This is a genomic window from Mesorhizobium sp. YM1C-6-2 (genome assembly GCF_003666685.1).
In the GTDB taxonomy this organism is placed as follows: domain Bacteria; phylum Pseudomonadota; class Alphaproteobacteria; order Rhizobiales; family Rhizobiaceae; genus Mesorhizobium_K.
In genome coordinates this window covers 592,159-611,849 of the sequence record NZ_RCIZ01000003.1, presented here as the reverse complement: position 1 = coordinate 611,849, position 19,691 = coordinate 592,159, and the positions used below count along the sequence as shown (strand labels likewise).

24 protein-coding genes and 1 pseudogene are annotated in these 19,691 nt (G+C 59.1%); 11 read left to right on the top strand and 14 right to left on the bottom strand.

Annotated features, from left to right (window positions below):
- Positions 1 to 73: 73 nt before the first annotated feature.
- Both D8676_RS11840 and D8676_RS11835 read right to left on the bottom strand, forming a co-directional pair.
- Positions 74 to 256 (bottom strand): annotated as a pseudogene (locus D8676_RS11840) (ATP-dependent DNA ligase); the annotation flags it as partial.
- Positions 257 to 416: 160 nt separating this feature from the next.
- Positions 417 to 884: a hypothetical protein gene (locus D8676_RS11835; RefSeq protein ID WP_348629011.1), complete on the bottom strand. Its 468-nt coding sequence runs from the start codon at positions 882 to 884 to the stop codon at positions 417 to 419.
- Positions 885 to 1,279: 395 nt separating this feature from the next.
- Here D8676_RS11835 and D8676_RS11830 point away from each other — a divergent pair, with 395 nt between their 5' ends.
- Positions 1,280 to 1,777, top strand: a complete 498-nt coding sequence (locus D8676_RS11830; protein WP_121581053.1) for a ferritin-like domain-containing protein — start codon at positions 1,280 to 1,282, stop codon at positions 1,775 to 1,777.
- 149 nt (positions 1,778 to 1,926) lie between these two features.
- Entirely contained in the window at positions 1,927 to 2,841 is a 915-nt protein-coding gene (locus D8676_RS11825; RefSeq protein WP_121581052.1) for a hypothetical protein, read from the top strand.
- Between the two features lie 46 nt (positions 2,842 to 2,887).
- On the opposite strand, the gene D8676_RS11820 is transcribed toward D8676_RS11825, so the two are convergent.
- Together D8676_RS11820 and D8676_RS11815 are read right to left on the bottom strand one after the other, a co-directional pair.
- Entirely contained in the window at positions 2,888 to 3,496 is a 609-nt protein-coding gene (locus tag D8676_RS11820; protein WP_183097070.1) for an isochorismatase family cysteine hydrolase, read from the bottom strand.
- 3 nt (positions 3,497 to 3,499) lie between these two features.
- Positions 3,500 to 5,611, bottom strand: a complete 2,112-nt coding sequence (locus D8676_RS11815) for a catalase (protein WP_121581050.1) — start codon at positions 5,609 to 5,611, stop codon at positions 3,500 to 3,502.
- A 979-nt stretch (positions 5,612 to 6,590) separates the two neighbouring features.
- On the opposite strand from D8676_RS11815, the gene D8676_RS27315 reads away from it, so the two are divergent.
- Positions 6,591 to 6,743, top strand: coding sequence for a hypothetical protein (locus D8676_RS27315; RefSeq protein WP_183097069.1), 153 nt, complete (start codon positions 6,591 to 6,593; stop codon positions 6,741 to 6,743).
- Positions 6,744 to 7,199: 456 nt separating this feature from the next.
- On the opposite strand, the gene D8676_RS11810 is transcribed toward D8676_RS27315, so the two are convergent.
- Positions 7,200 to 7,481, bottom strand: coding sequence for a hypothetical protein (locus tag D8676_RS11810; protein ID WP_121581049.1), 282 nt, complete (start codon positions 7,479 to 7,481; stop codon positions 7,200 to 7,202).
- A 59-nt stretch (positions 7,482 to 7,540) separates the two neighbouring features.
- Complete coding sequence (locus D8676_RS11805) at positions 7,541 to 7,825, bottom strand: PRC-barrel domain containing protein (protein WP_121581048.1); 285 nt, start codon at positions 7,823 to 7,825, stop codon at positions 7,541 to 7,543.
- A gap of 331 nt (positions 7,826 to 8,156) precedes the next feature.
- On the opposite strand from D8676_RS11805, the gene D8676_RS11800 reads away from it, so the two are divergent.
- Both D8676_RS11800 and D8676_RS27310 read left to right on the top strand, forming a co-directional pair.
- Positions 8,157 to 8,450 carry a hypothetical protein gene (locus tag D8676_RS11800; protein ID WP_121581047.1) on the top strand — a complete coding sequence of 98 codons (294 nt, stop codon included), beginning with the start codon at positions 8,157 to 8,159 and terminating at the stop codon, positions 8,448 to 8,450.
- 293 nt (positions 8,451 to 8,743) lie between these two features.
- A complete protein-coding gene (locus D8676_RS27310; RefSeq protein WP_183097068.1) occupies positions 8,744 to 8,956 on the top strand; it encodes a hypothetical protein in 213 nt (70 codons plus the stop codon).
- A gap of 136 nt (positions 8,957 to 9,092) precedes the next feature.
- Here the strand turns inward: D8676_RS27310 and D8676_RS11790 are convergent, their stop codons facing one another.
- Positions 9,093 to 9,275, bottom strand: a complete 183-nt coding sequence (locus D8676_RS11790) for a hypothetical protein (protein WP_121581046.1) — start codon at positions 9,273 to 9,275, stop codon at positions 9,093 to 9,095.
- 356 nt (positions 9,276 to 9,631) lie between these two features.
- On the opposite strand from D8676_RS11790, the gene D8676_RS27305 reads away from it, so the two are divergent.
- Complete coding sequence (locus tag D8676_RS27305; protein WP_183097067.1) at positions 9,632 to 9,955, top strand: hypothetical protein; 324 nt, start codon at positions 9,632 to 9,634, stop codon at positions 9,953 to 9,955.
- A gap of 718 nt (positions 9,956 to 10,673) precedes the next feature.
- Here the strand turns inward: D8676_RS27305 and D8676_RS11780 are convergent.
- From D8676_RS11780 to groES, 4 genes are all read right to left on the bottom strand, one after another.
- Positions 10,674 to 11,339: an outer membrane protein gene (locus D8676_RS11780; RefSeq protein ID WP_183097066.1), complete on the bottom strand. Its 666-nt coding sequence runs from the start codon at positions 11,337 to 11,339 to the stop codon at positions 10,674 to 10,676.
- A gap of 963 nt (positions 11,340 to 12,302) precedes the next feature.
- The gene (locus D8676_RS11770) at positions 12,303 to 12,527 is read right to left on the bottom strand and encodes a hypothetical protein (RefSeq protein WP_245426732.1); all 225 of its coding nucleotides are present in this window, start codon (positions 12,525 to 12,527) and stop codon (positions 12,303 to 12,305) included.
- A 76-nt stretch (positions 12,528 to 12,603) separates the two neighbouring features.
- Positions 12,604 to 14,232: a chaperonin GroEL gene (gene groL / locus D8676_RS11765; protein WP_121581042.1), complete on the bottom strand. Its 1,629-nt coding sequence runs from the start codon at positions 14,230 to 14,232 to the stop codon at positions 12,604 to 12,606.
- Between the two features lie 55 nt (positions 14,233 to 14,287).
- The gene (gene groES / locus D8676_RS11760; protein WP_121581041.1) at positions 14,288 to 14,602 is read right to left on the bottom strand and encodes a co-chaperone GroES; all 315 of its coding nucleotides are present in this window, start codon (positions 14,600 to 14,602) and stop codon (positions 14,288 to 14,290) included.
- 343 nt (positions 14,603 to 14,945) lie between these two features.
- Between groES and D8676_RS11755 the strand changes: the two genes are divergently transcribed.
- Together D8676_RS11755 and D8676_RS11750 are read left to right on the top strand one after the other, a co-directional pair.
- Positions 14,946 to 15,296: a hypothetical protein gene (locus tag D8676_RS11755; protein ID WP_245426730.1), complete on the top strand. Its 351-nt coding sequence runs from the start codon at positions 14,946 to 14,948 to the stop codon at positions 15,294 to 15,296.
- Positions 15,297 to 15,310: 14 nt separating this feature from the next.
- On the top strand, positions 15,311 to 15,589 hold the full coding sequence (locus tag D8676_RS11750) for an usg protein (protein ID WP_121581040.1): 279 nt from the start codon (positions 15,311 to 15,313) through the stop codon (positions 15,587 to 15,589).
- Between the two features lie 189 nt (positions 15,590 to 15,778).
- Here the strand turns inward: D8676_RS11750 and D8676_RS11745 are convergent, their stop codons facing one another.
- A complete protein-coding gene (locus D8676_RS11745) occupies positions 15,779 to 15,997 on the bottom strand; it encodes a hypothetical protein (RefSeq protein ID WP_121581039.1) in 219 nt (72 codons plus the stop codon).
- A 229-nt stretch (positions 15,998 to 16,226) separates the two neighbouring features.
- Between D8676_RS11745 and D8676_RS11740 the strand changes: the two genes are divergently transcribed.
- The 3 genes from D8676_RS11740 to D8676_RS27295 all read left to right on the top strand — a co-directional run bounded on the left by D8676_RS11740 (position 16,227) and on the right by D8676_RS27295 (position 18,289).
- On the top strand, positions 16,227 to 16,703 hold the full coding sequence (locus tag D8676_RS11740) for an Hsp20 family protein (protein WP_121581038.1): 477 nt from the start codon (positions 16,227 to 16,229) through the stop codon (positions 16,701 to 16,703).
- A 95-nt stretch (positions 16,704 to 16,798) separates the two neighbouring features.
- Positions 16,799 to 17,314, top strand: coding sequence for an Hsp20/alpha crystallin family protein (locus D8676_RS11735; protein WP_121581037.1), 516 nt, complete (start codon positions 16,799 to 16,801; stop codon positions 17,312 to 17,314).
- An 810-nt stretch (positions 17,315 to 18,124) separates the two neighbouring features.
- The gene (locus tag D8676_RS27295; RefSeq protein WP_183097064.1) at positions 18,125 to 18,289 is read left to right on the top strand and encodes a hypothetical protein; all 165 of its coding nucleotides are present in this window, start codon (positions 18,125 to 18,127) and stop codon (positions 18,287 to 18,289) included.
- 765 nt (positions 18,290 to 19,054) lie between these two features.
- On the opposite strand, the gene D8676_RS11720 is transcribed toward D8676_RS27295, so the two are convergent.
- Both D8676_RS11720 and D8676_RS11715 read right to left on the bottom strand, forming a co-directional pair.
- A complete protein-coding gene (locus D8676_RS11720) occupies positions 19,055 to 19,282 on the bottom strand; it encodes a hypothetical protein (protein WP_121581034.1) in 228 nt (75 codons plus the stop codon).
- Positions 19,283 to 19,483: 201 nt separating this feature from the next.
- Entirely contained in the window at positions 19,484 to 19,684 is a 201-nt protein-coding gene (locus D8676_RS11715; RefSeq protein WP_121581033.1) for a hypothetical protein, read from the bottom strand.
- Positions 19,685 to 19,691: the final 7 nt, after the last annotated feature.

The window sequence follows — 19,691 nt, the reverse complement described above, 5'->3', positions numbered from 1 at the left end:
ATGAGACCCGAAACATAATCGCACGGTGGGTCACTTCTCGATGAAAACCCCGGGTCACTTCTCAGCAGCAATCAACAGGCTTGCCGGACTTCCCTCGAATGTCGACTGTCTTTCCAGATTTGAACGCCAGAAAGCGAAACCCATCCCACTTCGGTTCGTATTGCCAGGCGCCCCCATCGGACGGAATTGCCTCCGCAAGCTTCGCTTCCATTGGGACTGTGTCGATCGGCAAGGGGAATTTTGCGTCGGCCGTCATCGGTCAAGCCTCGGCCCGGCGGATCTTTGAACAGCATCTTCAGATGACCGCTCTTCCTCGTTCGGGATCCGCCGGAATGAATGCGTGAAAGCAGCGGTCGGTTCCAGCAGAACAAGTGGATGGCGGACTTGATTGCGCAGTCAAGGCTTGCGTCGCGAGGTTAGCGCAGAAGCCCGTCGCTCAGAAACTCTTCCCAGTTCTGCAGGTCTTGGCGCGAATCTTGATCGAGGGGATCCTTCCTCGCGGCGCCGGCAGCGCTTTTTATGGCGCGCTTTAGGGCTGCCCTCCCCGCGGCCCTGCGCCTGTTCTCTGCTGCAGCGACCGCATCTTCTTCGCGCCAAACTGTTACCAGATCACGATCGAGCACGTCCTCGATATGCCTTGGGTCGAAAACGTGAAAAGTTATTTTCCTGGCTCGCCCCCGAAGTTTCACGGTGCGCGTGCCGGCGCTTTGCAGGCGACCGTCCTTGAGCCAGCGATGCCTTTCTGTCGCAGTGATCGACAGAATATCCTCCACCTCTCTTGGTATGACGGGTAGGTCTTCGATGCCTTCCAACATATTGGAAGCAATTCCACAGGCACTTTGGAGACCCTCCTCGGAGCCTTCCAGCAGGCGCAAAGTGAGCATCCCAGTCTCCACATGGAGCAGCTTCTTCGTCTCTGAGGGGAGATGCGCGCGCACTTCAAGAAAGATGCCCTTCGTGCGGACCGACGACCCAAGTGTAGCTGTCGCAGGAAGCCTCCACTCCTTGTCAGTTTCGCTGCTACATCAGGTTTTTGACTATTGCGCATAAGCCTGAAATGGGCCTCGCATCGCATGGGTGCAACAAAATGATCGGTGCGCCAAAGAGTGCGTTGGGTGTTCCGTTGCAGCAGTCGATCCGTCTATTTGGTCTTGGCTGCTTACCGCCGATAGCAGGTGCCAAGTCTTACTCGAAGCGCGGAACCTTTCCACACGGCAGAGCTTGTAGCTCCGTGCTTCACAGGATGTGCACGCTTCCCCAAGCTTCGGAGGAACGCCCCATGGCAAAAGAAAAGACTTTGGACGACCTATTTCTCGATACTCTCAAAGACATCTACTACGCCGAGAGGAAAATTCTGAAGGCACTCCCCAAAATGGCCCGTGCCGCGTCGTCCGCCGACCTGAAGGCGGCTTTCGAAAAGCACAAGGACGAAACGGAAAGCCACGTCGAGCGCCTGCAGCAGGTCTTCGAGATTGTCGGTAAACGCGCCCAGGGCAAGACCTGTCCCGCTATCGACGGCATCATCGAGGAGGGCGAGGAGATCATGGAGGAATTCGAGGGGACGCCCGCGCTTGATGCCGGCCTTATATCGGCTGCCCAGGCCGTCGAGCACTATGAGATCACGCGCTACGGTACGCTTAAGCGCTGGGCGGAGGTTCTCGGAAAGAACGACGCGGTCAAGCTGCTCGACGAGACACTTAAGGAAGAGTCCGCGACCGACGAGGCGCTAACCGGTCTGGCCGATAGCTCTGCAAACGAAATGGCCAAGGCAGCCTGACCGCAAAGCCGCCCCGATTGCTCGGGGCGGTTCTTCACAACATATGAAGAAAGGAGACAATCATGGGTCGCGGTATCTTGCTTTGGCTGCTCGGAATTCCCATTCCGATAATCATCCTCCTCATGCTTTTCATGCGATAGGAGAAACTCATGGCATCAACCGTCCTTGCCACCGAGGTTTCAGGTTCAGGGGAGTCGTCATCGTCGGCCGTCAACTGGGCTCCAATCGTTGCGGGCGCCTTCGCGGCCTCCACACTAACCTTTATTCTGATGCTTCTGGGCTCTGGCCTCGGGCTCACCATGGTGTCGCCTTGGTCCAACGAGAGTGCAACCATAACGACCTTCGCCGTCTCCACCGCAATCTGGTTGGTAATCGTGCAATGGTTATCTTCGGGCCTAGGCGGCTACCTGACCGGGCGGCTTCGCACAAAATGGGTAGGCGTACACTCGGATGAAACGTTCTTCCGGGATACAGCGCACGGCTTCATGGCGTGGGCTCTCGCGACACTACTCGTCGTCTTTGTACTCGGGTCCGCCCTTTCGTCCGCGATCGGCACAGGCGTTCAGGCAGCATCCACCGTCGCTTCCGGAGCAGCGATGGGCGTTTCTGCGAGCGCAACAGCCGGGAACGGCAATGCTACCGACGTCACGTCCTATTACGTTGACGCGCTGTTCCGTCCAACCGACCCCGCCAGGCTGACAGCGCCCGGCGAGCAGGGCGATGCGGCGGCGGTCGCGCAGGCCTCGCGCATTCTCGTTGCCAGTGCGGCTGCCGGCGAGGTCTCGGCTGAAGACAAAGCCTATCTCGGCCAACTGGTAGCCGCCCGAACAGGATTGTCCGAGGCAGATGCAACGGCGCGTGTGGATGCCGTGCTTGCCCAAATAGAACAGGCAAAAGTCACCGCGCAGGAAGCTGCAGATGCGGCGCGAAAGGCCGGCGCTACCTTCGCTCTGGTCGCGGCCATGTCTCTTGTCATCGGCGCATTCATTGCGAGCGCGGCGGCGGCATTGGGTGGTATGCAGCGGGACGACGAAGAAAACTTGTATCGAACTAACCGCGGCTGAACGTGTCTACGCTGGCTGGCTAACCGTGTCGGCCGGCCCACGGCCATCAATACCAGCTTGCAAGAACCTCGGCTGAAGAGACAGCTTCGACCTGCTCACTAAATCGCGAACGGTAGAGTTCCATGAGTGCATCATGCGTTTGGTCGGCGGAACTGCAGACGGCATCCGTGACAAGCACGACGCGAAAGCCGCGGTCGATGGCCCCAAGCACCGTCGCGAGCACGCAAACATCGGTCTCGCCGCCGGTGATGAGCAGTGTATCGATGTCCGAACCAGCAAGCAGGGCGTCGAGTTGCCCTTCAGTCCAAGGCGAATAGACGCGCTTGTCGACCAACTTCGCCGGCGGGACGAAACGCGCAAGCGAAGGCATCAGCTCAACGAGGTTCGGATCGATGTTCGAAAGGGTGACACTGGCCCATCGCCGATAGTATCGCGCCCACGCTCCCGGAGCTTCACCAGGCCGAGCTGCGGGAACGAAGCGCGTGAACAGCGTCTGTCGTGGATGACTTGCGACCAGTTCCTCGATAGCCGGGAGGACCCTCTCCGCCCACGGCACAGGCCAAGGACCGCCCGGCGCGAACAAGCGCTGCATGTCGACGCAGAGATGGAGGCAGCTCTCCCCCACAGGGCCATGAACCAGACCTTGAGCAGCCATTAGCTACAACTTGACAGCCAATTCCCGGCCCCAGAGACGAAGCTTACGGCAAGACTCGATAAACCCGGCAATCGACTTGGGACTGTCGAGACTGATCATGCCTTCGTCCGCCTCCGGATCGACGCTTGCCTTCTGCAGCAGCGCAAGGGCGCCAGGGGTAAATGCGATAAACTTGCAATGGGCGAACGCATCCGCCACGAAATCGCGAGCGGCTGCCTCACCTGCTAGGCGCCCAGCCCCTTCTTCGGAAAGGACGAGCGCTACCGCGTCGAACAGAACTGAGGGGCCTCCGTCGATCATGTGTTTTGCCCCGATCCAGCTTCCGTCCGCGGCTTCGACGCCGCCGACCTTGGGGGCGATCACCTCCATCACGGCGCCTTCCTCTTCGATCGCCGCCTGTAACTTCTGCAGGAGGGCGGCGTCGGTGCCCGGGCAGACTAGGACGCCTACCCTGCGGCCGGCGAAGCTTTCGGGTCCATTCTCGATGATGCTGAGCGCCGGAGAGGCGGGGAGATCGTCGCGAGGCGGAACGGCGGCATCGGCGGGCTTCGGCAGCTTCTTGATACCCAGCTTGTCCGCTACCGCTGCTCCAAGCGTCTCATCGATGTTGAGAAGATGTGAGACCATCCGCTCGCGTATCACGGGGTTCTCGCATTTGCTGAGTTCAAAGGTCAGCGCCATGACGATATGGCGCTGTTCGGTCGCGGTCTGGCTGATGAAGAACTGCCGCGCTTGGCTGTAATGGTCCGCAAAGCTCTCGGGTCGAAGCCGAACCTTCTGGCCCTCTTCGGGATTGGGAAATGTCGGAAATCCCTTTTGCGGGCTTTCTCGCGGGCCTTCGCCCCACGAGTTCGGCTGATAGTTCACGCGGCCAGCGGGATTGCGCATCGCCATGTGCCCGTCCTGCTGGAAATGTGCGAAGGGACACTTTGGCGCATTAATCGGAATGTGGGTGAAGTTCGGACTGCCAAGACGCTTCAATTGCGTGTCGAGGTAGGAGAAGTTGCGCCCTTGCAGCAGCGGATCATTGGAGAAGTCGATGCCGGGCGGCACGTTCTGCGTCATGAACGCGACCTGCTCCGTTTCAGCAAAGAAATTGTCTGGCATGCGATCGAGCACCAGACGTCCGACTGGTACGGGTGCCAGGATCTCTTCCGGAATGATCTTGGTCGGATCGAGCACGTCGAAGTCGAAGCTGTCGGCGAAATCCTGGTCGAAGAGCTGGAGGTTCAGCTCCCACTCGGGAAAATCCCCAGACTGGATGGCGTTCCACAGATCGCGTCGATGGAAGTCCGGATCGGCGCCGTTGATCTTGACCGCCTCGTTCCAGACGACCGATTGCATGCCAAGCTTCGGCTTCCAGATGAATTTGACGAAGGTGGACTCGTTCGTGGCATTCACCAGCCGGAAGGTGTGGACGCCGAAACCCTGCATGAAGCGGAAGGAGCGCGGAATGGCGCGGTCCGACATGACCCACATAATCATGTGCATCGATTCCGGCGTCAGGCTGATGAAGTCCCAGAAATTGTCGTGCGCGGACTGCGCCTGCGGGAAGGCCCGATCCGGCTCGGGCTTCACCGAATGAATGATGTCCGGAAACTTGATTGCGTCCTGGATGAAGAAGACTGGGATGTTGTTGCCGACAAGATCCCAATTGCCTTCCTTCGTATAGAACTTAACGGCGAAGCCGCGAACGTCGCGTGCGAGGTCGAAGGAGCCTTTGGAACCGGCAACCGTCGAGAAGCGGACAAACACCGGAGTCTTCTCGCCGGCACGCTGAAAAATATCGGCGCGCGTGTAGGCCGCCAAAGACTCATAGGTCTCGAAAAAGCCGTGTGCGCCATAGCCGCGCGCGTGCACGACCCGCTCGGGGATCCGCTCGTGATCAAAATGAAAAATCTTCTCGCGGAATTGGAAGTCCTCGATCAGCGTTGGGCCCCGTTGACCAACCTTAAGCGTGTTCTGGTCATCGGTTACCGGTCCGCCTTGAGCTGTCGTCAGGACATTGCTGTCGCCTTCGGCAATCTGGTGCAGCTCACCTCCCTCACCCCGTTTAAGTTTTTGGTCATGAATAGTAGCGGGTGTACCCACCGACTGTCTGGGGCTCTTGGCCATTTTGGATTTCCTATATAGAGATGTCGCGCATCCGTCTTAATGCGGCTGCAGCGGCATATGTTCCTGGTCTGAGCGCCGATCTTGGTAAGATCGCTCACACTGCACTAGACCCGGCGCGCCGTCCTACGGGAGGTCTCTAATCAGACGCGGTCCGGAACCGCTCGTTTAAGTGAGCGAGCCGCACGCTTCCCCGGCGATGCTCCAGGTGCGTTTTCTACGGGAGGGCGGTACGGATGATAGGAGTGTGATGGGCGAGCCGGCGTGAGCGGGAGAGATTGGGGCTCTGCAGCCGGGCCGGCTCAAGAAAGCCCGCCGTGCCTTCGTTTCTTAAAGCACGACGGGCTCCCTCGCCACCACACGTGGTTGAGGCACTTTGCGGCAGCCAGCGTGCAGGTCATCACTCGTATTACGAGCGCGGTAGTGAGGGGTCGTCAACGGCGAATGAATCCCTCGAGCCAGCGCGAAGAGGTTCGGGTTCTCTGCACCGCACCGGCTCTGGTAGTCGGCAGACCACCGCGGAAATGGTGATTTCAGCAAACGCGGTTGGCAATATTGGGCACACACCTCAAGGGCGCTCCTACTGTAACTTACTTTCCAAACCCGCGGACCGGCCGGCATGATTGAGTATGCGTCTAGATTGCTTCAATGGAGAGGCTTCGTAGGCGTCGTCCTTGACATCGCCATGGCGGGCTGGCTGATCGGCGGCTTCCTCGTGCCGTGATTACGTCGCGCTTGGCACAGATTGCATAGCGCGATTTTTTCAGTGTGATATCATGTCGTCGGGGCATTTGACGGGTGGTAAGTGCAGGATAACAGGCTTCGTTTTTAGTGGGCGTTTCTGCGGTATCGGTACGGTGCTGGTGGTAGTAGCGCTTGCCATGCAGTAGCCGCCTAGCCTTTACGTCGCACCACCTCCGAGTGAATGAATATGCGGCGGCGCGTAGCAAACAGGCAGCAATTGGCGCTGATGGCTAGGGTCATGGAGGCATATTTTGCGCGCTTCGCAGTGCGCGAGGACGAGACTGAGCGCGACAAACTTGCCTTCGAGATTTTAGTCCTCTTTGACAACGGCATACGCGACGAAGAAGCTTTGCTGGCAGAGATGATCCGGCGCCGTCAAACGCGCCATTAGGGCAAGCCACTGGATGGCCTACGATCTGCAGCACTTTGAGTGTGACAAACGAAGTGAAAATTAAACGGAAGAAGGCGGCTCAGCCGGGCTCCTCGCGAAGCGCCGTCGAGCCTATGAGCTCGCCGTCATTGTTGGCTCTTCGGCTTCTTCGACCGCACCCGAGAGTCGTGTTTCAACACCAGCTACTTATCCAGCAGCATTACCCATGGTCGACACCTGCGCGGTGCTTCAGCTCGGCTTCTCGCGTTGGCCCCTCTCAATTCCAGCTGAAACAGGCTCCGCTCATAAGGCGCTGCAGGTCGGACGGGACGAGGTGCTCGTCTGCCGTTTCGTTGGCCAGGAAGAGAAACCGGGAAAAAGACTTCCTGTTCACCGTACCGTCGCGCCCGGTTGACACGCCCCGCAGCAGGGACTGAACGCGTCATGCTCGAAATGGTTCGGGGTGTTAAAGGAGTTTCAGCCCCCGACCGTGATTTCCGGACCGAACATCAAAACCGGGCCATCTTCAACCGTTGGTTCGACGAAGTGGAGTGCGCTAGACAGCTTGGCTTTTGTATACCGCGGATGCTCGGTTACGTCGTTGGATGTCTCGAATATGTAAGGCCGCTGGCGGAGGTTATCGCCTTCGTCAATGACCGTCACAACCGGTCCGATGCTCTCACGAGAATAGCCAGTCCTCGCGACCGCCTTCTCTCGGGCTCGTTCTTCGGTGACTGCCATCACGGAAATGTAGTTCATTTCGATACCACAGAGTGCTGAACGGCGGCTCCACTTTCGTCATGAAGCCGCCATTCTGTTCAATCCGTGTGCTCCGGCATTTCCTTGAGCTGGTCCTTAGTCCAGCTCGTCACGGCGTGAACGTCACCGTCCTCGTCGCGCATGAACTCCAACTCGCTCATGGGAACGGCAACCGGCTTGGCGCCAATGCCGAGGAATCCGCCGACATCGATAACGACCTGGGTGCCGTGGGCGTGATCAACCGAGCCGATCTTTTCGTCGCCGGGTCCGTAGATCGTGGCGTCTTCGAGGACATCGGGGGTTAGCTCGGCTTGGCTCAGGCGCACGTGGTTCGAATGGTCCATGGGAGTCTCCTTTCGTGTGGGATCGTGGCTAATCGCCGAACAGCCGTTGCGTTCCGAAGAAAGCGAGACAGATGGGAAACGTGATCGCGCTGTCGCTTCTATGCGCAGCGCATTTCGCCCGCTGGTTAGCTCCCGATTATCCTGGGCCTATGCCGACGGCGCGCCGACGCGACCGCGCTGCTGCTAGTGATTGGCGCGGGCCACGAGGCAATCCAAGCGAAGCCTATAAATTGCGGCCGGCTTTCATCCCAACGTCATCGAATATGAAAACAGAACTAAGGAAACAAAATCAGATTATTGCCGTTGATGGCGAGTTTAAGGATGCCGACACATGCCCCGCTATTTCTTCCACGTCGATAATGGTGAGTTCATTCCAGACGAGACAGGAGCTGACTTGCCCGACCTTCAGGCCGCAAGAAGAGAGGCCGTGCGTGCCGCCGGCGAGATGATAGATGAGGCTCAGGAATCGTTTTGGGATCACTTGAGCCTATGGAACATGCACGTCACAGATAGCGATCACCGACTTCTGTTCACGCTGACGTTTGGGGCAAAAATTCCATCGGGCGACGCCCGGTACATTCCCGACCAGGCCGCTACTAGCGCATCGGGGTCGCTGGATGGCTGATTGCAAACTTCTTCGTGAAGTAGGTCTATTCGTCGAGGAGACGCAGACGGCACGAACAAGGGCGGGAGCGGTTTGTCTGTCAAAAGAATAGACCGGCGCCATTAAGCTGGGGGCTTGGGGTGCTGGCGCCGGTCTGTGCGGGCCGAGGGTGGCTGCGGCCCGGGAGACATTTGGGCACGGCGTCGGGGCAGCGGGTATTACGTGATCGCGCACCTTTAGAAACTTTGCATCACGATCGCGTCGTGTAATGATTATGAACGGGGCATCGAACGGTTTACGTGAGGGGGCCGGGCATGCCACTTTCCAAATATCAGGGAAGGGTCGGTCCTGCTGATCTTGAGATCATGCGGCGGGTCTTCGACACGGTATGCGAGGAGCGTCGCATAGCCCTGAAAGACAAAGTCCAACGTGACGAACTCGCAGCGGAGGTTATCCGGGCATTCAGTAGCGGCGCGACCGATGAAGCGGATCTGCTAAAGGTGGTCTCGAGGCGACCGCATCGCTGAAAAGGGGTCGGAACCATTTGCTAGATCGATCGTTTGCCGAAAGCCATTTGCCGTCTTTACGGTCGCATCGGGCGGCACCCAGGCAACCAAACCCGTCGCGTTCCTCGCGGCGGGTTTTCTGTAGAGCCAAATCCCTTCAGGAGTGCGGCTTCATCTTTCCACGAATGTTCACCAGCGTGGCAACGAGCCTGTCGACTTCCGCCATATCCACCGTCATCAGATACTCAGGCTCTGGAAAATAGATAGCTGCTTCGGTGCGATCACGACTGAGCTTCGCTTCCACCAATGGTGGAGGCGTCTTGTTCGTCCCGTGGCTCATAAATATCCTCCATCTTCGCCGATCTAAAATTGATTTTCGACGGCAAGGTTCCCAGGAGGAAATCGAGTAGGGCGGGCTTTTTCACCCGGCGGGCGTTGCTGAGGCGCGGTCGGCTGAAAGTTTAGTCAGCACTACGTGCCCGGACATCCGATACGCGTGGTCGGTGAATTGACGAGTTCGCCAGACGCACTGGCTGGTAATCAGGAGCAGAAGAAGCGTCAGGCCGGCGAGGACCTGCATCGCGGCACGTGCGAAGAACCGAATAAGACGGCTGTACCTTGTCATTTGTTATCGCCACCTCGCGACAGGTCGTGTAGACTATTTTAGTCGCCTGATCTTCAACGGCAAACGGGCGCTTGGAAGAGTCGAACACGCTTTCGCCTAACCAGAAGGGGAAAGCTATGCGACCCAAGGGTATCGCCAACTCAAAGCAACTCGGTCTGCTCTCGCAAGTTCTTGAGCGGTATTGCGCCGGCCGCGGCATCACCGATCAGGAGGATCGCGACCGGATCGCTTTGTCAATCCTGCGATTGTTCGATCGGGGCCTATCGACTACTGAAGAAATTAGCGCTGCACTGGCCGATATCTCGGCCAAGGAAGATGGCCGGCTGACTATCACTTCGACCGCAGAAGACGCGCTTCGCGAACAAGCGAAGACCAATCCGTCCCCAGCACTCTGACAAGGTCGATTGCTTCAGACTCGCTTAGCCCTATCTCGCTGACCAGGCGCCGGATGGTCGCTTTCCGCATGGCGTCGGTCGGCGGATCTGGATCTTTGGCCACTGGGTATCCTCCGCCAAGGAAAGCCCGCTGCGTCACATACAGCGTCGCAACGGGGCCTGCCGCCCTAAGGGGTTCAACCGCGGACGGCGATCATGAACATGCCCGTCAATTTTTTGTTCCCCCGCGCTGGTCAGCCGAGCGGGCAGCGGAATTGTTAGCGCTCGCCAACGCACTGGCTCTAGGACGCCCGTCGCACGGGGTTCAGGAAGGGTAGCGGGCTCAGAGTGGATCGTTACCCCTTCTTGTCATCTTGCGGGATGTCTCTAGCTAACAGATCGCCAAGGACGCTCGCAGTTTCCTTCAGCAACGATCGTAATTCTTTCGGCTTTATACGCTCGACATGGTCGGCTGCGTCCAAAAGCTCCTCAGAAGCTCGACGCCACGCAGATGCAATTTCATACAAATCCCCCCATTGTCGCCATTCCTATACGACTGGAGGGAAAACGCCGCGTCAACCCTGGCCGAGCTTCGTAAGCTAGCGCACACCGAGAACGTTCTGCACGATCGGCCGTGGGATTTTCAGCAATGGAATTTTACGCAAGCGCCGCGGGAGCAAGAATTGGAGGGACGCAAAAACCCGGCGCGATGGCCGGGCTTTGGTTTGATGGTGGTGAATTAGAACTGATAATTCAGTCCGATCTTCACCGTGTGCAGCGTGTCCTCGAACTTGAAGGGTTCGTCGGTGTTCTCAGGGGTGTCGTAGGTCTTGCTTCCGAAATCGGCGTACAGATATTCACCCTTGATGGACCACCTGTCCGTGATGGCGTGCTCGACGCCGGCGCCAATCGTCCAGCCGGCCCTCAATTCGTCGCCCGCGGCTGCGTCATCCGGATCGGGCTCGCCCGAATCATAGTCGCCGGCAATGTTTTCGATCTGCGCCAAGGCCAGGCCACCTTTGGCGTAGAACAAGGTGCGATTGGCGGCAAACCCGACCCTGCCGGTGATGGCGCCGTAGAAACCGTATTCAGTCGATAGGCCCTCGTCACCGTCATCCGGAGCGAATTCGAGCTTGTCGTTGGAGGCCCATCCGAGTTCGACCTCGGGGCCGAACACCCACGATCCGTTCTGAAAATTGTAACCGGCCGTTATGCCGCCCACGAAACCGTCGTCAGACATGCTGCGGGTGGCGCCAGGCGTATTCCCGTCGAAATCCGTACCGGTGATATCGGTGGCCTTGGTTCGGCTGTGCGCCCAGCCCCCAAACACGCCGAGATAGACGCCGGACCAATCGTAGTTAGATTCTACAATCACCACGTCATCAACTATCGCATCCGCGGCCAAGGCGTAGCTAGACGATCCGGTCAACAGCATTGCAGCAAGTAGACAGCTTCTCACCAGTATACCCCCATGAAATCACCAGACGATATAGCATGACGCCGGCGCACGTGGTGTTACCGAGTGGCAACAACCACAGCCGATTTATGCAACGGCACACCGTCACCCACCGGCGACGTGCTTCCGGTCTGCGCCGTCCAGGCCATCAGGGCCGACGGTAGAGCGGGTCGGGGTGTGTGGGGGCCGCAGCACCCCGACCCTGACCAACGGTGATTATGCGGGGGCGTATCGGTTGGCTGGGTAGCCCATTAGCCAACAGTTCGCATATTCTCACATGGCACTGGCTGGGAAGGGTGGATGCCGGAAACAAGCAATATCGAACGGGCTCTAGGCATTGTCCTCGGCAAACTGGATTGCATCGAGGACCGTCTTCAAAGGCGGGACCAAGCGGTCAAGAACAAGGTGGAGGCACATGAGAAGGCCACAATCGAGGTGACCACTCTCCGTACCAAGGCTAGGAGCCGGCACACTCGGCCGCTGGCTGGTTAGGATTTGCCTTGGTCACTGCCGCCGGCTGGCTGATGGCGCATACAAGTGGCTCTCCGGGCGGCCGCCGCCTTGACACCCATCTAGACGCGCCGCGGGCCCATTGGTTAAATTCGACCCGCAAAACCCCTGATCCACTGCTCCGCTGGCCTCACTGCCGGCGGGGCTTTTTTTGTTTTCAGGGAAGAAACCCGGGCAGGAGCCAAGCAGCCACAATCAGGCTCAACGCGACGACTGCAGCGCCAGCCAAAAATAATGTGTCCTGTTTCACCGCTTCTCTCCCTCAGTTCCTCGTCGGCCTCTTCGTTAATCACGAAGCCGCCCCGAAAACGGGGCCGTCTGGCGCGGTGTTGCCGATCAGTGGCGCTCACGACAGCGGTCAATGAAGTTCGAACGATTGAAAGGCGCGACCGAGGTCAAAGTTCACGATCCGCTGTCTGCGGGTGCCGCCGACGATCCCGACAGGTGCTGCGCAGCCAGGAACATCAGCGTCGAGGCAGTCGCCCGACGGGACCAACCAGCCGATTCAGCCATGTCGATCAGGTTGTCCAGCAGCGGCTTCAGCGCGCTCCTGCACTCGGTCTCATAGGCCAGAAATTCTTTCGCCGAATGAACCGGCGGAGGAACAATCCCGACAGTCGTCACCATATTCACGGCAATCTCCAAAAATGCTCCAGAGAATTGCCCGCTCCCTGAGCCGGGAGCGGGCTGGGCCACAGCTACCTCAGAAATCCATGCCGCCGCCAGGCATCGCCGGCGCCGGAGTCTCCTTCTTCGGCTTTTCGGCGACCATTGCCTCCGTGGTCACCAGGAGACCGGCGACCGAGGCAGCATCCTGCAGCGCCGTGCGCACCACCTTGGCCGGGTCGATGACGCCTTGGCTGTAGAGGTTGCCGAACTCATTGGTCTGGGCGTTCCAGCCATAAGCGAAGTCGGTTTTTTCGCGCAGCTTGCCGACGATGATGGAGCCTTCGGCGCCGGCGTTTTCGGCGATCTGTCTTACCGGCGTCTCGATGGCCCGCCGAACAATTTCGACTCCGGTTCTCTGGTCCGCATTGTCGACCTGAAGGTTATCCAGCGCCTTCGCCGCGCGCAGCAGCGCCACGCCACCGCCGGGCAGGATGCCTTCTTCGACGGCCGCGCGTGTTGCATGCAGCGCGTCGTCGACGCGGTCCTTACGCTCCTTGACCTCGACCTCGGTCGAACCGCCGACGCGGATGACCGCCACGCCGCCTGCGAGTTTGGCCAGCCGCTCCTGAAGCTTCTCGCGGTCGTAGTCCGAGGTAGTCTCCTCGATCTGAGCCCTGATCTGCTTCACCCGACCTTCGATCTCGGCCTTCGAGCCCGCGCCGTCGACGATCGTGGTATTCTCCTTCTCGATGACCACCTTCTTGGCGCGGCCGAGCATCTGCAGAGTGACGTTCTCCAGCTTGATGCCGAGATCTTCCGAGATCGCCGTTCCGCCGGTCAGGATGGCGATGTCCTCTAGCATGGCCTTGCGGCGGTCGCCGAAGCCCGGCGCCTTGACGGCAGCAACCTTAAGGCCGCCGCGCAGCTTATTGACGACAAGCGTGGCCAGCGCCTCGCCCTCGACATCCTCGGCGATGATGAGCAGCGGCTTGCCGGACTGCACCACGGCTTCGAGAACTGGAAGCATCGCCTGCAGATTGCCAAGCTTCTTCTCGTGGATCAGCACATAGGGCTCTTCCAGTTCGACCCTCATCTTGTCCTGGTTGGTGATGAAGTACGGGCTGAGATAGCCGCGGTCGAATTGCATACCCTCGACCACCTCGAGTTCGGTCTCGGCGGTCTTGGCTTCTTCGACGGTGATGACGCCCTCGTTACCGACCTTCTCCATGGCTTCCGCCAGGAACCGGCCGATCTCGCCATCACCGTTGGCCGAGATGGTGCCGACCTGGGCGATCTCGTTGTTCTGCGTCACCTTGCGGGCATTGGCCTTCAGTTCGGCGACGACGGCGTCCACCGCCTTGTCGATGCCGCGCTTCAAATCCATCGGGTTCATGCCGGCGGCAACCGACTTGGCGCCTTCCTTGACGATTGCCTGGGCGAGAACGGTAGCGGTCGTGGTGCCGTCGCCGGCCAGATCGTTGGTCTTCGAAGCGACTTCGCGCACCAGCTGGGCGCCCATGTTCTCAAACTTGTCCTCGAGCTCGACTTCCTTGGCGACGGTGACGCCATCCTTGGTTATGCGCGGCGCGCCGAACGACTTGTCGATGACGACGTTGCGGCCCTTGGGTCCGAGCGTCACTTTCACCGCATTGGCAAGAATATCGACGCCGCGCAGCATCTTTTCGCGGGCCTCGGCGTGGAATTTGACTTCTTTGGCAGCCATTGGAATCACTCCTTCGGTAGGCAGCTTCGTTGACTGTTGCGTGTAGTCGGCCCGATCACGCGGCCTTCTTGAACGCGACGCTATGGTCGATCACGCCCATCACATCGCTTTCCTTCATGATGAGCAGATCCTCGCCCTCGAGCTTGATCTCGGTGCCGGACCATTTGCCGAACAGGATGCGGTCGCCGACCTTGACGTCAAGCTCGACCAATTTGCCGCTCTCATCACGCGCGCCGGGGCCGACGGCGATGACCTCGCCCTCTTGCGGCTTCTCCTTGGCGGTGTCGGGGATGATGATGCCGCCAGCCGTTTTTTCGTCAGCTTCGATGCGGCGGACCAAGATACGGTCGTGCAATGGACGGAACGCCATTTTCGTTCTCCTTCAAGGACAAACAGATTTTGAGGTTCCTCCACACCGGACCGGCAATATCGGGCCGATGCGGGGCGCAGCGATCCTTCATCAGGCATCGCGCGCATTTCGAGCTAGTTTCGCGATTTCCGGGTTTCAAGAGGCCGGCACAAAAATTTTAGCACTCGCATCGAATGGGTGCTAGCTGCATGGAATCGTGGACGAATTCGCCGCAACTGTTGGATGCTAGGGGCTTGAAATTTCCATCTGATCGAACAAAATCCAACCATCACTTGCGGGATCGATGCTCCCGGAGCCACGATCGAAACGAAGCTTTGGAGCGGCAACCGAAAGGAGGATATCGATGGGCCGAACCGACTTTTCGACGATCATCCCTTCACTGGGACCCGAAACCGACGACCCGGCGCTCGACCGGCTGCTGTCGCCGGCGCGCCACTATAAGCACCCGGACCACGTCCTCAGCGACAGCGCGCTGAATCCAGGCGAAAAACGCGCAATTCTCTCATCCTGGGCGTCTGATGCCTGTGCGGTCGAATCCATGCCGGCACTTCGGCATCCGCTGGGCGCCGGGCAGCCGGTCTCATTCGACGCAATCATGGACGCACTGCAGCGCCTGGATGCCTGGGGCGCGACAGCAGTAAAGGCAACCGAATCGTGCCTCGGTCGGGGCCGCAGCGACTGGATGCGTGAGTAGGAAGGGGTGAAAGAATGATTGGTGGAGTGAGCCGGGAGTTCCGGATGCAGATGGAGGGTTATGGCCTGACGACCGCCGAGATTCACTACCACATGCCGGATCATCCGAGCCTCCTGCAACTTTATGTCTGGCAGGAATATGATCTGGCCCCAGACTTTCCCGAACTGCGCGGCTTCCTGGACTACTGGAAGGAAACGCTGGAGGGCGCGCTCCACTCGGTGCGCGTCGCCCACCATCGCCTGATCCGGCCCTCCGAGTGGAAGGCGGTGGACGGCATCATCGCGATTCACTGAGCAGCGGCGGCTGCCAGACTTGCCTTGCCGGATACTGGCCCGCGGCGAACCGGCGCACTCGGCTGCCGTCGGCCGAGCAATAATCCGGCCCGATCCGCAGCCTTAACGAAGCTCCGTCGCGCTCTCGCAGCTTCATTCGACATCGACATGGTTCACCGTCAGCGCGGATTCAAGGTACGACCGGACGAGCTATGCCTCGTCTTCTTCCGGTGCCAACAATTCGATCAGCTTGCCGACACGTGTTCCCGGTAGTGGGCGCCCCGCACCCATCAGCGCCTCGTCGTTGTGGAGCCAGCCCCAAGCCTCCCTAAGATCTGCGCCCGATGCTCCGATCTCCATCAGTTCTGCGACGAGTTCATCGTCGACCGGGCCGAGTACCGATACGATCTCTTCGCGTCTAATCGCCATATCCAGCCTCCGAGTATTTGTGACCGTTCTGAGCAGGTGACGTCCGGAAAACGCCAGTTACCGATTGACGTTCCGGCGACAAAATTTCGAACTCGTCCTGGAGGGTCTTGACGGCTCGAAACACGATTCCTAGCTCAATGGAGCCGGTCGCTGAACGGACCGGCATGGTCAGGGAGCGCCGGCTTCTTGGCGCTCCTCGTACCCATGTTGCTCAACGGAGGATATGGCTATGAGAACCGCTTTTGACTTTTCTCCGCTCTATAGGTCGAGCATCGGTTTCGACCGCGTCTTCGAGTTGCTCGAAAACGCGAGCCGGACAACCACCATCGACAATTGGCCACCTTACGACATCGCCAGGACCGGCGAGGACGACTACCGCATAACCATGGCGGTGGCTGGCTTCAGCCGGGACGAACTGTCGATGACGCAGGAGCGGAACATGCTCGTCGTGTCAGGTCAGAAGTCTGGCGAAGACATCGGCGAATACCTGCATCGCGGAGTTGCCGGGCGCACCTTCCAACGCCGCTTCCAACTGGCCGACCACGTCAGGGTCACTGGCGCCCGCCTGGAGAACGGCCTGCTGACGATCGATCTCAAGCGCGAGATTCCCGAAGAGATGAAGCCGCGCCGGATCGAGATCGGCAGCACCGCGGCCACGCCGAAGGTCGAACAGCGCAAGATCGAGGCCGAAAAGCAAGCGGCCTGAAGCAGTCGTAACGACTTGGAGCCGGGCGTTCGCATCCGGCTCCCCCGCGGAGCTTGTTCTGAAGGCAGCCATAAAGAGATGAAAGGAGAAAAATGATGAGTGTACGTGATCTGGTCCCTTGGGGCCGCGACAACGGCAAGAGGACTCCCACGATATTCGGTGACCGCGAGCGCGACCCGTTCCTGTCGCTGCACCGGCAGGTGAACCAGCTGTTCGACGATGTCTTCCGCGGCCTCGACAGCCGTTTGCCGGCCTTTGCTAGCCCGTCTTCCTTCGGGGGACGTTGGCCGAGCGTGGAAATCTCCGACGGCAAGAAGGAGATCCGCGTCACAGCCGAGGTTCCCGGCCTCGAAGAAAAAGACATCGAGGTGCTGCTGGAAGACGGCGTGCTGACGCTCAGGGGCGAGAAACGCTCTGAAACCGAAGACGAGGATCGGAAGTTCTCGGAACGCGTCTACGGTCGCTTCGAGCGCCGCATACCGCTCGGCTACGAGGTCGAAGACGACAGGGTCAACGCCGATTTCAAAAACGGCGTGTTGACTGTCTCCCTGCCCAAGACCGAGCGAGCACAAGCGAAGGCCAAGCGTATCGCCATCAACGGCGGCAACTGAGAAGGTGCTGCGTGAGGGAAAGGCGATGACCTGGCGAGCAAAACCACGCCAAGGAGGCCGGTCCAATAGAGCCCGCCGCTTCAAATCGGCGGGCCCTTCTTTGCTACCGGTCACGGCCGGCTCGCGCCTTCCCTCGGATATCTGGCCGCAAGGGTCATCATAGTGAAAGCTGCTGTATTGCGGTCCCATCCCGATTTTGCAGCTGATCGATGATCGCATGAAGGCGTGGTTTTAGAGTTTCTCGACATTCGTTGTCATAGCGCACACGATCTGAAGGGCTTATTGGTTGAGCGATAGACGGCTCTTTGATCAACATCACAGAGACCCTACGCAGGCACGCCACCACGGCCGGCTTTTGCTGCAATCATCGGGAAGGGAAGAAGTGTGTCTACTTCTCATGAATTCCCGCTGATCTGGCGAATCCGACGAAGGCGCTCCTGGCGACATCCAGCGGCACATCGTGGCTATAGGCCCCGCGACAAGCACGCAATGCAATTTCATAAATCGGCCCACGTCGATTGCGGGGCCATTTATCGAGAAAATCGAGTGCCTCGTCGTGGCGCTTGGCAAGGATCGCATAGCGGCGTCTTCTCCGGCACCTTATCATTATCATTGCGTCCCAGAGCAGTTGGATGGCTGTGCGTGCCGGAAAGCAGACTTTGGCTCTGGGTGGGCGTTGCGTGCGCCGTTGGTGCGGTGCTGGCGGTAACAGTGCTTTCCATGCGGTTAGCCGCATAGCCTTTACGTAGCACCGCCATCGAGCGAATGAACATGCGGCGGCGTGGCGTAGCAAACAGACAGCAATTGGCGATGATGGCTCGGGTCATGGAGGCATATTGCGTCCGCTTCGCGGTGCCCGAGGACGCAACAGAGCGCGACGAACTTGCCTTCGAGATTTTAGTCATCTTTGATAACGGCATCCGCGACGAAGAGACTCTGCTCGCCGAGGTGATCCGGCTGCGCCAGGTACATTAGCCAGGCAGCGCTCTTAGAAACGGCCCTGGCCAGGGGTTAGCAGCAAATCGTGAATGCAACCGTAATCGCCACCGACCGTTATAAAACATCGTCGCCCACCGAATGGGCGTCGACGACTGGGAGTGACCACAGATGCTTTCGCCCACATTGCGGGAGGAGCGCTGTGCCCTTGAAGGCCTCTCCAGAACAATTGCAGATTCTGACCCAGGCGGTCGAAGAGTATTGCCACGACTTCGGCATCACAGACACCGATGAACGAGTATACGTAGCCGAACTCGTAAGTGCGCTGGTAGCGCTAGGCGCGCTCGACTTGGCCCATCTGCGGCAAGGTCTCGAAGATGCGATGGGCCCGTGTCATAAGCCAACGCGTCACTAGGTGGAGGCCTCGCCCGGAATCGAAGAGATACCTAAGCCCAGAGCGATGGCCGGGTTTTGGTTTGATGGTGGTGGACTAGAACTGGATGACCCGCCGCCGTGCTGCAGCACATAGCGCCGCTCCCAACATTATCTCATTTGCCTTTCGAGAAGCCGGCCAAGACGCCACCACACCGCCGGCAGTGGCCCGCTCAGGCTCCGCTATCCTTCGTATGCCATCAAGAAAATGACCAGTGCGGCCATGAGGCCAGACCCGATAGCCAGACTGGCATAAAGGGCAATCCTGGCCCGCTTCGTGAGCGGGTCGAGTTCCTGAGACACGTCTGCGAACCCCAAGCCATGGAGAAAGCATGGAATTTATTGTGTCGTTCCTGAATGCTGCGTGAACGGTTATTGGAGGCGCTGCAGCACGATCAGCGCCGTTTCCCACGGACCCATGGCGTCACTCAAGCCGCGATGCAGGTCCTTCATGCTGATCAAGCCCGTGCTGAAAAACGCACCGACGAGCCCGGCTACGTACATTCTTTCGTTACTGTCGACGATACCGCAGGTGCTACAATAATCGTCAACAGCACGTCGAAGCAGATTCTTCTGGATCGGGATTACATTAGAGTACATCGACGCTCTCCTCTTGTTTCGGGGCGAAGCATCTGCGATCTCTTCCGGCAGTCGTCGTGGCTTAAGGCGCGCCGACGATCAAAGGAATCTAGGCCGCTGCTGGGAAAAGGCAAACTAATCGGTGGGGCCGACCGTTGGTCTCGTCCACGCGCCGGTATGGAAGCAAAAAACCAGCGATGAGCCACGCTCCAACGGCGATGCTCAGGGCAAAGCAAAGCGTAGCCTGTACCCGGTGACCAGTTTGTCAAGCAGCGTAGCCAATTCCTCAGCATCTTCTCTTGTCGAGCCTGCTTTGAGGTCAAGCACGAGGCGCGAATTCTGCAGTTTGGGGTGCTGCCCAGTCTGAGTAATCGACCAGAGCGTGAGACCTTCGTCAAATACGTAGTTCGCGGCGTCCGCCATGCTCCGC